A 13,425-nucleotide genomic window follows, 5' to 3' on the forward strand; every position below is an offset into this window, starting at 1 on the left:
TTTAACGTAAAAATACATTTTCTTTTTCTATTAAAATAATCGTCCCCTCATTCGTCCCCTAGAAACAAAAAAGCCTCATAAACTCAATGTTTACAAGGCTTTACAATCTATGAAAGTGGTCCCACCTGGGCTCGAACCAGGGACTTTCTGATTATGAGTCAGATACTCTAACCAACTGAGTTATAGGACCCATTAGCTTTACGCTAATTATACTCTTTTTAAAAAGAGAGTGCAATATTACTACTTATTTTAAAACTCTACAAGAAAAATTAATCCTTTATTGTTTCGCAAAGCTCAATTAAAACACCGCTAGTACTTTTTGGGTGTAAAAAAGCTACTTTTTTATTATCGGCTCCTAATTTTGGCACATCGTTTAAAACTGTAAACCCTTCTTTTTTTAAACGTTTTATTTCAGCTTCAATATTATCAACATCAAAGGCTATGTGGTGAATGCCTTCTCCCTTTTTTTCAATAAACTTTGCTATTGGGCTATTGGGTTTGGTAGCTTCAAGTAATTCTATCTTGTTTTTGCCTACTTTAAAAAACGAGGTTTTTACACCTTCAGTTTCAACAGTTTCAATTTTATAGTGCGGTTTTGCAAATAATTTTGAAAACAATGTGTTAGCATCATCTAAATTTTTAACAGCTATACCAATATGTTCTATTTTATTCATATATTACTTTTAAAGAAAGGTACAAAAATTGTAAATTAAAAAGCATTATTATGTTTAAATAACCTTTATTTTTGCAGAATATAACCAGTTTTTGGTTTAAAAAAGATAACACGTGGAAGAGAGTCAAAGACAGAAAAAAATAGCATCAGTACTTCAAAAAGATTTAGTTGATGTGTTACAAAGAGCCGCAACACAAGGTGGTTTACAAGGGGTGTTAATTTCAGTTACAAAAGTATCTGTAACGGTAGATTTATCAATAGCTAAGGTGTATTTAAGTATTTTTCCTAACAACAAAGCCAAAGAACTTGTGCAAGGCATAAAAACCAATACTGCTTTTATAAAGCACGAATTGGCACAACGTACAAAAAACCAATTACGCAGAATGCCTGAACTTAATTTTTATTTAGATGATTCTTTGGAATATATTGACGGTATTGAACGCTCATTAAAAGGCTTAGAAAACCCAATTAATAACCCTGATTTACTGGATAAAAGAAAAAAATCTTAATTGAATATATCCTTATACATTGCCAAACGTTACCTGCGCTCTAAAAGCACAAACAATGCTATAAATTTTATTACTTATTTTGCACTTTTTGGTGTTATTTTAGGTTCGGCATCATTATTTATAGTATTATCAGGTTTTGCTGGTTTAAAAGATTTTACTTTAGATTTCACTAATATTGTTGACCCTGACCTAAAAGCCCAAGCCACCAAAGGCAAAACATTTTTTTTAACAGATAATGATATTGAACAGCTTAATGCTTTAGATGAAATTGCGCAATTTTCAAAAATTGTTGAAGAACGTGTTTTAATTACTTCTGAAGCAAAAAAAACTTTAGCAACAGTTAAAGGTGTTGATGCTTTTTATAACCAAGTTGTTGATATAGAATCTCAAATAGATTATGGTAACTGGCTAGAACAAAATAGCAACCAAATAGTTTGTGGTTGGGGTATTGCCAACACCCTATCAATTGGTGTTTTAGATTATACCAAACCTATAAATATTTACGTACCAAAACCAGGCAAAAAACAAATTACCTCAACAACCAATGCTTTTAATACTGTAAAAGCTACAAACGTGGGTGTTTTTTATATAAATGAAAAACTAAACGATAATTACATTTTTGCTCCTACAAACCTGGTTACCAAACTTTTAAGCTACAAGGCTAACCAAATTACAGCATTAGAATTTAAATTAATAACAAATGCCAACGTTGAAAATACTGCACAAAAAATACAAAACATTTTAGGTAATAAAGTAATACTTAAAAACAGGGCACAATTAAATGACGCGCTGTATAAAATGTTAAACACAGAATATTTAGCAGTTTACCTTATTTTTACACTTGTTTTAATAATAGCCTTTTTTAACGTAATTGGCTCATTAATAATGATGATGTTAGACAAAAAACAAAGTTTAAGTACTTTATTTAATATGGGTGTAAGTTTAAAAGATATTAAAAAAATATTTTTCTATCAAGGTAGCCTAATGAGTATAGTTGGCGGATTTGTAGGTGTAATTTTAGGCTTAATTTTAATTGTAAACCAAACATACGGACCTGATTTTTTAAAGGTTTACATTACACCAACATTAGTGTATCCTACAAAAATTAAATTTACAAACTTAATTTTAGTATTTGTAACTATATCTGTTTTAGGTATTGTGGCATCAAAAATAGCTTCAGCAAGAATTACAAAAAGCTTAATTAAAACTATTTAGTTTAAAATTTTGTTATTGTGTAATATCATTGTTTTAAGAATGCTTCCTATCAATATGCCCTAAACTTTTATTGGGTGCAATAACATCTCTAACCAATTGTTTTAGTTTAGTAATTTCTGGAAACCCATTCATTTCTTTACGAGACCAAATTTTTTCATCATTGGCATATACTTCAAAAATACCACCTGTGCCGGGTATTAATGTTAATGCATCAATATCATCTTTAAAAGTGGTAAGTAATTCTTGAGACATCCAAGTGGCACGTAACAACCATTGGCACTGTGTACAATATGTTATTTTTATATGTGATTTCATATTGAAATTAACAAGCAGTTAAACGGTAAATTCATATCCTGAAAACTTATCTAAAACTTCATCAAAGGTTGCAAAAACATCTTCAGGTTTATCACTTGTAACCATTTTTGTGCGGTATTCCTTAAAATGCGGAATACCTTTAAAATAGTTGGTATAATGGCGTCTGGTTTCAAAAACTCCTAAAGTTTCACCTTTCCAATCAATAGACATTTGTAAGTGGCGGCGCGCTGCTTCAACACGTTCTTCTAAAGAAATAGGCGGTAAATATGTGCCTGTTTTAAAATAGTGCTTTACTTGTTTAAAAAACCACGGGTTTCCAATGCTTGCACGCCCAATCATGGCGCCATCTAAACCGTAACTATCACGCATTTCGGCAGCTTTTTCAGGCGAATCTACATCGCCATTTCCAAACACCGGAATATGCATTCTTGGGTTATTTTTTACGGCTGCAATAGGTTTCCAATCGGCATTCCCTTTGTACATTTGAGCCCTAGTGCGCCCATGAATAGAAATGGCTTTACAACCCACATCTTGCAACCTTTCGGCCACCTCAACAATTCGTATAGAATCGTGGTCCCAACCTAAACGGGTTTTTACTGTAATAGGTAAATTGGTGCGTTTTACCATTTCGGCAGTAAGCTTTTCCATAAGGCAGATATCTTTTAAAATACCTGCACCTGCACCTTTACTAACTACTTTTTTTACTGGGCACCCAAAATTAATATCAATAATATCTGGTTTAGATTTTTCTACAATATCAATGGTTTGAAGCATGCTATCTAGATTAGCTCCAAAGATTTGAATACCTACGGGCCTTTCTTTTTCATAAATATCTAGTTTCATAACACTTTTAGCAGCATTACGTATTAAACCTTCGCTAGATACAAACTCGGTGTAAACAACATCGGCTCCTTGCTCTTTACACAATGCACGAAAAGGCGGATCACTAACATCTTCCATGGGTGCTAAAAGCAACGGAAAATCTGGCAGTTCTATGTTATCTATTTTTACCATACAATTATTTGAAGTTGCAAAATTACTGTTTTTTGTTGAAAGCTTTATATTTATAAAAAATAGACACCTTGCAAATACCTTTTGAGCCTCAATTATTTGGTTATAATATTAATATTCATTTGGTTTTAGAATATTTAGCATTCTTTATTGGATTTAGGTATTATGTGTATTTAAGACGGAAAAGTACTGATGCTATTTCATCAAACAACAGGCTAACAATTATTTTAGGTGCTGCTTTAGGTGCTTTAATTGGCTCTAGGTTAATGGGTGTTTTAGAAAATCCGTTAGTTGAATTCACTAAAGAAAATAGCATTCAGCTTTTAAATGCAAAAACCATTATGGGCGGTTTGTTTGGTGGTTTATTGGGTGTTGAGCTTGCTAAAAAGTGTATTGGCGAAACACAATCTTCTGGCGATTTGTTTACGCTGCCCATAATTTTAGGTATTTTTATTGGGCGTATTGGCTGTTTTTTATCGGGTATTAATGAGTTTACCTATGGTAAAAAAACAGCCTTTTTTATGGGTATGGATTTAGGCGATGGTGTTTTACGCCACCCAACAGCATTATATGAACTTGTGTTTTTGGCACTACTGTTTTTCTTTTTAAAATATGGTAAAAAACGAAGCTTACTTAAAAATGGTGCTGTTTTTAAATGGTTTATGATACTGTATTTTGCCTTTAGATTTTTTATTGAATTTTTAAAACCCAACGTTTTTTACATTTTTGGTTTAAGCAGCATTCAAATATTATGCATAATTTGTATGCTTTATTACAGAAAAACTTTAGTATCTTTTACAAAACAAACACCATAAACTAATGAAGAATATATTAATGATTATTATTGCTCTTGTACTCTTTTTATTTATTACACTTCTTTATTGGAAGTTTACTAATGGTTATGTGAAAAAGTTATATGGTAAAAAAATGTTTAATCAATGGGGCACTAGAATGTTTTATTGGACTAGCACAGTAATGATTTGTGGGCTTCTCACGGTATCTATATTAATGCTCTTTAAATAACGAAAAGCTGAAACCTCCTACTTAATTAGTAAATACCTCTGCGTTAAGGATTGAGGCATTTGTTGAAGCTCCTCGACGAAGGAGAGAGCGACTGCCGAAAGCCTGACCCTTGTGGTAACGCCCAAATTAAAACATTAAATATGCCTGTTAGAAAATATACCTATTACGACTATACTTTAAGCCTTTGCCCTGAATGTTTAAAGCGTGTTGATGCCAAAATTGTTTTTGAAAACAACAAAGTGTATATGCTAAAATATTGCAAAGAACACGGAAACTCTAAAGTACTAATTGCTGATGATATTGATTATTATAAAAACATAAGAAACTACAATAAACCTAGCGAAACACCATACACCTTTAATACCAAAACGCATTATGGTTGCCCTTATGATTGCGGCTTGTGCCCAGACCATGAACAACACTCGTGTTTAACGGTTATTGAGGTTACTGATAGGTGTAATTTAACCTGCCCTACGTGTTATGCGGGCTCCTCGCCTACTTACGGAAGACATCGTACTTTAGATGAGGTAAAACAAATGCTTGATACTATTGTTAAAAATGAAAAAGAGCCTGATGTGGTACAAATTTCGGGTGGCGAACCTACTATTCATCCACAATTTTGGGAAATTCTAGATTATGCCAAATCTCTACCCATTAGGCATTTAATGCTTAATACCAACGGTATAAAAATAGCTAAAGATGTTGCTTTTGCTGAAAAACTTAAAACCTATGCGCCAGATTTTGAAATTTATTTACAGTTTGATTCGTTTGAGAATAGCGTATTGCAAGAATTACGAGGTGCTAATTTGAATGAAGTACGGAAACAGGCTTTACATAATTTAAATAAATTAAACCTATCTACAACCTTAGTAGTTACGCTTCAAAAAGGCTTAAACGACCACGAAATTGGTAAAATTATAGATTATGCCCTAAAACAAAAATGTGTACGAGGTGTTACATTTCAGCCCACACAAATTGCCGGCAGATTAGATAATTTTAACCCCGAAACTGATAGAATGACACTTACCGAAGTACGCAGAAACATCATGGAGCAAACCAATATTTTTACATCTGATGATTTATTGCCGGTACCCTGTAACCCAGATGCATTGGTTATGGGTTATGCCTTAAAGCTTAATGGCCAGGTGTTTCCGTTAACACGCTATATTAACCCAAACGATTTGTTAGACAATAGCAAAAACACCATTATTTATGAGCAAGATGAACAGTTACATGGTAAAATGATTGAGCTTTTTAGCACAGGAAATTCGGTTGAAGTGGCCGAAGAAAATTTAAAAAGCATAATGTGCTGCTTACCAAATATTGATGCGCCTAATTTAGGATATGATAATTTATTTCGTATCATTATAATGCAATTTATTGATGCTTATAACTTTGATGTACGCGCCATAAAAAAATCATGCGTGCATATTGTTAATAAAGACAATAAAATTATTCCTTTTGAAACCATGAATTTGTTTTATAGAGATGATAAAAAACAACGTTTACAAACACTTAGAAACCAGCTAACTTTTTAGCTTTAATTTTTTTTTTGAATGACTACATTTTTTCTTGAAGCTAATTTTGATGGTATTATTTATTTAATACTCGCCATTATGTTTGGGCCAGCCGTTTTTTTAACACTTATAGGCTTTTTAGTAAGGCGAAAAAGCAAAAAAGCAGCCACAGTACTATTTATAATTGCTGCTGTTTATGTAATTGTTAGCCTTGGCATTTGCGGTACTTTAATGGCAGAATAAAAAAATGAGTAACAGGTTAATTTTAAAGTAAATAATATTGAAATTTCACAAAAACAAACGGGTAAACTAGCCGTAAATTGTTGCTACAAAATAATAGTTTTATCTTTGATTAAATAGAGTATCTTTGCGCCTCTAGTAATTTGAAATAATCAGCTAGGTATTGCACCACAGATAGTTTACTAGAAAACAAATTTTAATTTTGAGGTAAACCTCAATTCACTTAAATCTCGATAACCGAGTAACAAGCATGAAAAACATTAGAAACTTTTGCATTATAGCACATATAGATCACGGTAAAAGCACACTAGCAGACCGCTTATTAGATTTTACAGGCTCTGTAACTGATAGAGAAAAACAAGATCAGTTACTAGATAGTATGGATTTAGAGCGCGAGCGTGGTATTACCATTAAAAGTCATGCTATTCAAATGGATTATGAATTTAATGGCGAAAAATACGTGCTTAACTTAATTGACACACCTGGTCACGTAGATTTTAGTTACGAAGTATCGCGCTCAATTGCTGCCTGCGAAGGCGCTTTACTTATTGTAGACGCTGCACAAAGCATACAAGCTCAAACAATTTCTAACTTGTATTTAGCGCTTGAAAATGATTTAGAAATTATTCCTGTACTTAACAAAGTAGATTTACCAAGTGCTAACCCAGAAGAAGTTACCGATGATATTGTAGATTTATTGGGCTGCGACCCCGAAGATGTTATACACGCCAGTGGTAAAACTGGTTTTGGTATTGAAAACGTTTTAGCTGCGGTTATTAATCGTATTCCTGCACCAAAAGGAAACCCAGATGAGCCTTTACAGGCTTTAATTTTTGATTCTGTTTACAACCCCTTTAGAGGCGTAGAAACCTACTTTAGGGTTATTAATGGCTCTATAAAAAAAGGGCAAGAAATAAAATTTATTGCTACCAATAAAAAGTATTTTGCTGATGAAGTTGGTACCCTAAAACTTAAACAATTACCAAAAAAAGAAATTAAAGCAGGCGATGTTGGTTACCTTATTACCGGCATAAAAGATGCACGCGAAGTTAAAGTTGGTGATACTATTACCGATTCTAAAGAACCAACAAAAAATGCCATTTCTGGTTTTGAAGATGTAAAACCAATGGTTTTTGCTGGTATTTACCCCGTTGATACTGAAGATTATGAAGAGCTAAGAGCTTCAATGGAAAAACTTCAGTTAAATGATGCCTCATTAATTTTTGCTCCTGAAAGTTCAGCCGCTTTAGGCTTTGGTTTCCGTTGTGGTTTTTTAGGCATGCTTCATATGGAAATTATTCAAGAACGCCTTGAACGTGAGTTTGACATGACGGTAATTACAACCGTTCCCAACGTATCATACCACGCTTACACCAAAAAACAACCAGACGATATTATTATTGTAAACAACCCAAGTGATTTACCCGATCCTTCAACCCTAGACCGTGTTGAAGAACCTTATATTAAAGCAACCATAATAACTAAAGCCGATTTTGTTGGTAATGTAATGAGCCTTTGTATAGAAAAACGTGGGCAAATTACTAACCAAACCTATTTAACTACCGAACGTGTAGAACTTAATTTTGATATGCCTCTAGCCGAAATAGTTTTTGATTTTTACGATAGATTAAAAACCGTTTCAAAAGGATATGCTTCTTTTGATTATCATCCAATTGGCATGAAACCATCAAAACTTGTACGTGTTGATATTTTATTAAACGCACAAACGGTTGATGCGCTTTCGGCATTAATTCACGCAGATAATGCACAAACTATTGGTAAAAAAATGTGCGAAAAACTTAAAGAATTAATTCCGCGTCAGCAATTTGATATTCCAATTCAAGCGGCCATTGGCGCTAAAATTATTTCAAGAGAAACTATTAAAGCACTTCGTAAAGATGTAACAGCTAAATGTTACGGTGGTGATATTTCGCGTAAGCGTAAACTTTTAGAAAAACAGAAAAAAGGTAAAAAACGTATGAGGCAAGTTGGTAACGTTGAAATTCCACAACAAGCTTTTATGGCCGTTTTAAAACTTAACGATTAATAAAATACTAGCCAACAAATAAGTTTTTTAAGCACTAAAAACATAATAGTACCTACCGGAAGACTTTGTTGAATTTTATAGAATATTAAAGAAAAATAAAGGTATTTGTTAAATTTCTTTAACGAAAAAATCAAATATCCTCAATAATGCTTTTTTTTTCTCAAAAATGAGATTTCAACAAAGTTATTAACAATATTTTTGTATGTTTATAACATATGAAAGTTTAATATGACAGTAATACATATTAGTGCAGAATGCTATCCGGTAGCCAAAGTTGGTGGTTTGGCCGATGTTGTTGGTGCCTTACCAAAATATCAAAATAACGCTGGTATTTCTTCGCATGTTATAATGCCTTATTATGACAATAAATTTACCAAAGCCCATAATTTTAATAAAATTTACAGTGATACACTCACACTTGCCAATGAAACACTAGAGTTTAACGTTTTAATGCTTAATAAGGACGTGCTGGACTTTAATGTTTATTTTATTGATGTGCCAGAATTAATTTTTAAAGATTATGTGTACTCAAATGAAGATACAGAACGGTTTTTAGCCTTTCAAATTGCAGCACTAAACTGGTTAACAACATGGAATGATTTGCCAGATATTATACATTGTCATGATCATCACACAGGGTTAACACCCTTTATGATGCAGCAATGCAAACAATATGCTGCTTTTAAAAATACGCCCAGTATATTTACTATACACAATGCACAATACCAAGGTTGGTTTTCGCATGATAAGGTAAACCTAATTCCAGAATTTAATTTTGATAATGTTGGATTGTTAGATTGGGGTGGCTCTATAAACCCCTTAGCCGCAGCCATTAAATGTGCTTGGAGAGTTACAACGGTATCACCAAGTTACATGGAAGAGCTTAAAAAATCTGCTAATGGTTTAGAAAATTTATTAAGTAGTGAAGCCCCAAAATGTGTGGGTGTTTTAAATGGTATTGATGTAAATGTTTGGAATCCGGAGACAGACCCATTCATACAAGAAAATTATAACACAAAAACTATAAATACGGGTAAAGTTGCCAATAAAGCATACTTATGTAAAAAATTTAACTTAGATGCTAAAAAACCACTTTTTGCCTTCATAGGAAGACTTGTTTTAGAAAAAGGAGCCGATTTATTTCCAGAAGCTTTTAAAACAATTCTCAATACAAAAAATGCCTCTATTTTACTTTTAGGATCAGGCAATAGTGATATTGAAGAACCTTTAAAAGATTTATTAAACTTTAAAGGTTTATACAACGCCTTTATTGGGTATGACGAAGCCTTATCGCATAACATTTATGCTGGTGCTGATTTTTTACTAATGCCATCACGCGTTGAGCCTTGTGGTTTAAATCAAATGTACGCATTAAGATACGGTACCATACCAATTGTTAGAAGCGTTGGCGGGCTCAAAGATACCGTTACAGATATTGATGAACCTAATGGTTTTGGTATTTGCCACAGAGAAATAACCGCTGCAAGTGTAGTGCACGCTGTTAATAGAGCTATAGAGTTATACAAAGACACTAAAACCTTTAGCGCACTTCAAAAACAAATAATGACTATTGATCATTCTTGGAATAAATCTGCTATTACATATATAACCCTTTATAAATCAATTAAACAACCAGTAAATGATTAACGACAAAGTTTTAGCCATAATTTTAGGTGGCGGCCAAGGCTCTAGACTATATCCACTAACTAAAGACAGATCAAAACCCGCAGTGCCAATTGCAGGTAAATATAGATTGGTAGATATTCCTATTTCAAACTGTATTAATTCAGACATAAAACGCATGTTTGTTTTAACACAATTTAATTCGGCCTCGTTAAACAGGCACATAAAAAACACCTACCATTTTAGTTTTTTTAGTAGTGCTTTTGTTGATGTTTTAGCAGCAGAACAAACACCACAAAATAAAACTTGGTTTCAGGGTACCGCCGATGCTGTTCGCCAAAGCATGCATCACTTTGTTAGACATGATTTTGATTATTTTTTAATACTTTCTGGAGATCAGCTTTACCAAATGGATTATGATGAAATGGTAAAAGCTCATAAAAAAAGTAAAGCCGAAATATCTATTGCAACCATTCCTGTTAGTGCAAAAGATGCGCCTGGTTTTGGTATTATGAAAGCTAACGAAGAAAACGTTGTAACCTCGTTTATTGAAAAACCAGATGCTAGTTTACTTCCTGATTGGGTATCAGAAGTAAGTGACGACATGAAAAACCAAGGCCGTAATTATTTAGCATCAATGGGTATTTATATTTTTAACAGAGAACTTCTTGTTAAATTAATGGAAAACCCTGATACTATTGATTTTGGGAAAGAAATTATACCTCAAAGTATAGAAAATCATAAAACTGTTAGCTACCAATATGAAGGTTACTGGACAGATATTGGAACTATTGAATCATTCTTTGAAGCAAATATTGGTTTAACTGAAGATATTCCTGCCTTTGATTTATATGATAAAAGTCGACGCATTTACACAAGAGCACGCATGCTACCAACAACAAAAATAGCAGGCACAACTTTAGAAAAAGCTGTAATTGCTGAAGGATGCATTATAAACGCCGCAAAAATTGAAAAATCAGTTATAGGTATTCGTTCAAGAATTGGTAAAGATTCAACCATTATTAACACCTACATGATGGGGTCTGATAGATACGAAACGCTAGAAAAAATTGAAGAAGATAAAATTGATATTCTTTTAGGTATTGGCGAACGTTGTTTTATTAAAAATGCCATTGTAGATAAAAATTGTAGAATTGGTGATGATGTTAGAATTAACGGTGGTAACCATCTAGAAGACACAGAAACAGATACCTACTTTATTAAAGACGGTATAGTAGTAATTAAAAAAGGCGTAACCATTCCTAGAGGGTTCACATTATAATTTATGGCACATGTAAAAGCGTACAGTTTATTTACAGATTTTGATATCAACCTATTTAAAGCCGGTAAACACTACCGCCTTTATGAAAAGTTTGGCGCACACACTGTAACCGTTGATGGTATACAAGGTACTTATTTTGCTGTTTGGGCACCAAGTGCTAAACAGGTTTCTGTAATTGGCGATTTCAATTTCTGGACAGATGAAGAACATCAACTTAACGTAAGATGGGATTCTAGCGGTATTTGGGAAGGCTTTATACCCTTTGTTGGTAAAGGTAATTTATACAAATACAAAATTCATAGCCACCATAATGGCGTAATTACTGAAAAAGCAGATCCGTACGCAAAACGTTGCGAACACCCACCAAGAACAGCCTCTGTAATTTGGGAAGATAATTACAAATGGAAAGACCAAGATTGGTTAAAAAAACGTAAAAAACACAATGCTTTAGATGCGCCATATTCAGTTTATGAAGTTCACTTAGGTTCATGGCGAAAAAAAACCGAAGAAAACCGTTCCTTGTCATATTTTGAATTAGCCGATGAATTGGTTAATTACGTAAAAGATATGGGGTTTACACACGTTGAACTTATGCCAATAATGGAATACCCTTTTGATCCTTCATGGGGTTATCAATTAACTGGCTATTTTGCACCAACATCTCGTTACGGTTACCCCGAAGAATTTAAATATTTAGTTGATAAACTTCACCAAAATGATATTGGTATTATTCTAGATTGGGTGCCATCACATTTCCCTGAAGATGCCCACGGTTTAGGCTTTTTTGACGGATCACACCTATACGAACACCCCGATAAGCGCAAAGGCTATCACCCAGACTGGAAAAGCTTAATTTTTAATTATGAAAGAAACGAAGTAAAATCGTTCTTAATTAGTAATGCCATTTTTTGGTTAGACCAATACCACGCCGACGGTTTACGTGTAGATGCCGTTGCATCTATGCTATTTTTAGATTATTCTAGAGAAGATGGCGAGTGGGAACCAAACATATACGGTGGCAGAGAAAATTTAGCAGTTATAGACTTTTTAAAAGAACTAAATAAAGAAGTTTACAAAACGTTTCCTGATGTACAAACCATTGCCGAAGAATCTACAGCATTTCCCATGGTTTCAAAACCAACAAACCTTGGCGGATTAGGCTTTGGTATGAAATGGATGATGGGTTGGATGCATGATACTTTAGAATATTTTGCTAAAGATCCTGTTTACAGAAAATATCACCACAACGAAATTACTTTTAGCTTAGCTTACGCCTTTACTGAAAATTTTATGCTGCCTTTATCGCATGATGAAGTTGTTTATGGTAAAAACTCTATTTTAGGCAGAATGCCTGGTGATGAGTGGCAACGTTTTGCTAATTTACGCCTACTTTACGGCTACATGTTTACACACCCTGGAACTAAACTGCTCTTTATGGGTGGCGAGTTTGGGCAATATAATGAGTGGAATTTTCAAGAAAGTTTAGACTGGAATTTACTAGAATTTGAACCTCATAAAAATACACAAAACTATTTCAAAGCACTAAACACACTTTACAAAACAACGCCAGCCCTATATGAAAAACCGTTTACTGGCGAAGGTTTTGAGTGGATTAGTTATGATGATTATGAAAACTCAGTAATATCATACATAAGAAAAGGATATAACCAAGAAAACAATGTTATTGTAGTATGTAACCTAACACCTTCCGTTAGAAAAAAATATAAAATAGGGGTACCAAATAAAGGTAAATTAGTTGAAATTTTTAACTCCGATGCCACAAATTTTGGTGGTAGTGGCGTTAGTAATAAAAGAGCCATTTCAATAAAAGAAAACCCTTGGAATGGTAAAGATTTTTCAGCAGAAATAACCATTCCGCCATTAGGACTGGTTGTATTTAGCATTAAAAACTAATAGATACTTTAATTATCCTTAATTTAAGTTTCAATAATTTAATATTTACTTAATAA

General features: G+C 33.2%; 12 protein-coding genes and 1 tRNA gene. 9 read left to right on the forward strand and 4 right to left on the reverse strand.

The window, feature by feature from the left end; translation table 11 throughout:
* Positions 1 to 116 precede the first annotated feature (116 nt).
* Together FUA26_RS03800 and mce are read right to left on the reverse strand one after the other, a co-directional pair.
* Positions 117 to 190 (reverse strand) — tRNA-Ile (locus FUA26_RS03800).
* A gap of 79 nt (positions 191 to 269) precedes the next feature.
* Positions 270 to 674: a methylmalonyl-CoA epimerase gene (mce, locus tag FUA26_RS03805; RefSeq protein ID WP_147131774.1), complete on the reverse strand. Its 405-nt coding sequence runs from the start codon at positions 672 to 674 to the stop codon at positions 270 to 272.
* Between the two features lie 112 nt (positions 675 to 786).
* Between mce and rbfA the strand changes: the two genes are divergently transcribed.
* Together rbfA and FUA26_RS03815 are read left to right on the forward strand one after the other, a co-directional pair.
* Positions 787 to 1,182, forward strand: a complete 396-nt coding sequence (gene rbfA / locus FUA26_RS03810) for a 30S ribosome-binding factor RbfA (RefSeq protein ID WP_147131777.1) — start codon at positions 787 to 789, stop codon at positions 1,180 to 1,182.
* Positions 1,183 to 2,397: an ABC transporter permease gene (locus FUA26_RS03815; protein ID WP_147131780.1), complete on the forward strand. Its 1,215-nt coding sequence runs from the start codon at positions 1,183 to 1,185 to the stop codon at positions 2,395 to 2,397. It begins immediately after the preceding gene.
* 33 nt (positions 2,398 to 2,430) lie between these two features.
* Here the strand turns inward: FUA26_RS03815 and FUA26_RS03820 are convergent, their stop codons facing one another.
* Together FUA26_RS03820 and dusB are read right to left on the reverse strand one after the other, a co-directional pair.
* On the reverse strand, positions 2,431 to 2,712 hold the full coding sequence (locus tag FUA26_RS03820) for a SelT/SelW/SelH family protein (protein WP_147131783.1): 282 nt from the start codon (positions 2,710 to 2,712) through the stop codon (positions 2,431 to 2,433).
* Between the two features lie 18 nt (positions 2,713 to 2,730).
* The gene (gene dusB, locus FUA26_RS03825) at positions 2,731 to 3,726 is read right to left on the reverse strand and encodes a tRNA dihydrouridine synthase DusB (protein WP_147131786.1); all 996 of its coding nucleotides are present in this window, start codon (positions 3,724 to 3,726) and stop codon (positions 2,731 to 2,733) included.
* Positions 3,727 to 3,794: 68 nt separating this feature from the next.
* On the opposite strand from dusB, the gene FUA26_RS03830 reads away from it, so the two are divergent.
* The 7 genes from FUA26_RS03830 to glgB all read left to right on the forward strand — a co-directional run bounded on the left by FUA26_RS03830 (position 3,795) and on the right by glgB (position 13,369).
* The gene (locus FUA26_RS03830; protein WP_147131789.1) at positions 3,795 to 4,538 is read left to right on the forward strand and encodes a prolipoprotein diacylglyceryl transferase; all 744 of its coding nucleotides are present in this window, start codon (positions 3,795 to 3,797) and stop codon (positions 4,536 to 4,538) included.
* A gap of 348 nt (positions 4,539 to 4,886) precedes the next feature.
* A complete protein-coding gene (locus FUA26_RS03835) occupies positions 4,887 to 6,284 on the forward strand; it encodes a radical SAM protein (RefSeq protein WP_147131792.1) in 1,398 nt (465 codons plus the stop codon).
* 18 nt (positions 6,285 to 6,302) lie between these two features.
* The gene (locus FUA26_RS03840) at positions 6,303 to 6,506 is read left to right on the forward strand and encodes a hypothetical protein (protein ID WP_147131795.1); all 204 of its coding nucleotides are present in this window, start codon (positions 6,303 to 6,305) and stop codon (positions 6,504 to 6,506) included.
* Positions 6,507 to 6,753: 247 nt separating this feature from the next.
* Positions 6,754 to 8,550, forward strand: a complete 1,797-nt coding sequence (lepA, locus tag FUA26_RS03845; protein ID WP_147131798.1) for a translation elongation factor 4 — start codon at positions 6,754 to 6,756, stop codon at positions 8,548 to 8,550.
* A gap of 228 nt (positions 8,551 to 8,778) precedes the next feature.
* On the forward strand, positions 8,779 to 10,197 hold the full coding sequence (locus FUA26_RS03850; RefSeq protein WP_147131801.1) for a glycogen synthase: 1,419 nt from the start codon (positions 8,779 to 8,781) through the stop codon (positions 10,195 to 10,197).
* Positions 10,190 to 11,455: a glucose-1-phosphate adenylyltransferase gene (locus FUA26_RS03855; RefSeq protein WP_147131804.1), complete on the forward strand. Its 1,266-nt coding sequence runs from the start codon at positions 10,190 to 10,192 to the stop codon at positions 11,453 to 11,455. Before FUA26_RS03850 ends, FUA26_RS03855 begins: the two co-directional genes overlap by 8 nt.
* A 3-nt stretch (positions 11,456 to 11,458) precedes the next feature.
* Positions 11,459 to 13,369: a 1,4-alpha-glucan branching protein GlgB gene (gene glgB, locus FUA26_RS03860; RefSeq protein ID WP_147131807.1), complete on the forward strand. Its 1,911-nt coding sequence runs from the start codon at positions 11,459 to 11,461 to the stop codon at positions 13,367 to 13,369.
* Positions 13,370 to 13,425 lie beyond the last annotated feature (56 nt).

The sequence above is a fragment of the Seonamhaeicola algicola genome (assembly GCF_007997385.1).
Taxonomy (GTDB): Bacteria; Bacteroidota; Bacteroidia; order Flavobacteriales; family Flavobacteriaceae; genus Seonamhaeicola; species Seonamhaeicola algicola.

Excerpts from the sequence above, each read along its gene's own strand:
- mce (WP_147131774.1), bottom strand. The coding sequence starts at position 674 with ATGAATAAAATAGAACATATTGGTATAGCTGTTAAAAATTTAGATGAT.
- FUA26_RS03820 (WP_147131783.1), bottom strand. The coding sequence starts at position 2,712 with ATGAAATCACATATAAAAATAACATATTGTACACAGTGCCAATGGTTG.
- dusB (WP_147131786.1), bottom strand. The coding sequence starts at position 3,726 with ATGGTAAAAATAGATAACATAGAACTGCCAGATTTTCCGTTGCTTTTA.
- FUA26_RS03835 (WP_147131792.1), top strand. The coding sequence starts at position 4,887 with ATGCCTGTTAGAAAATATACCTATTACGACTATACTTTAAGCCTTTGC.
- FUA26_RS03840 (WP_147131795.1), top strand. The coding sequence starts at position 6,303 with ATGACTACATTTTTTCTTGAAGCTAATTTTGATGGTATTATTTATTTA.
- lepA (WP_147131798.1), top strand. The coding sequence starts at position 6,754 with ATGAAAAACATTAGAAACTTTTGCATTATAGCACATATAGATCACGGT.
- FUA26_RS03850 (WP_147131801.1), top strand. The coding sequence starts at position 8,779 with ATGACAGTAATACATATTAGTGCAGAATGCTATCCGGTAGCCAAAGTT.
- FUA26_RS03855 (WP_147131804.1), top strand. The coding sequence starts at position 10,190 with ATGATTAACGACAAAGTTTTAGCCATAATTTTAGGTGGCGGCCAAGGC.
- glgB (WP_147131807.1), top strand. The coding sequence starts at position 11,459 with ATGGCACATGTAAAAGCGTACAGTTTATTTACAGATTTTGATATCAAC.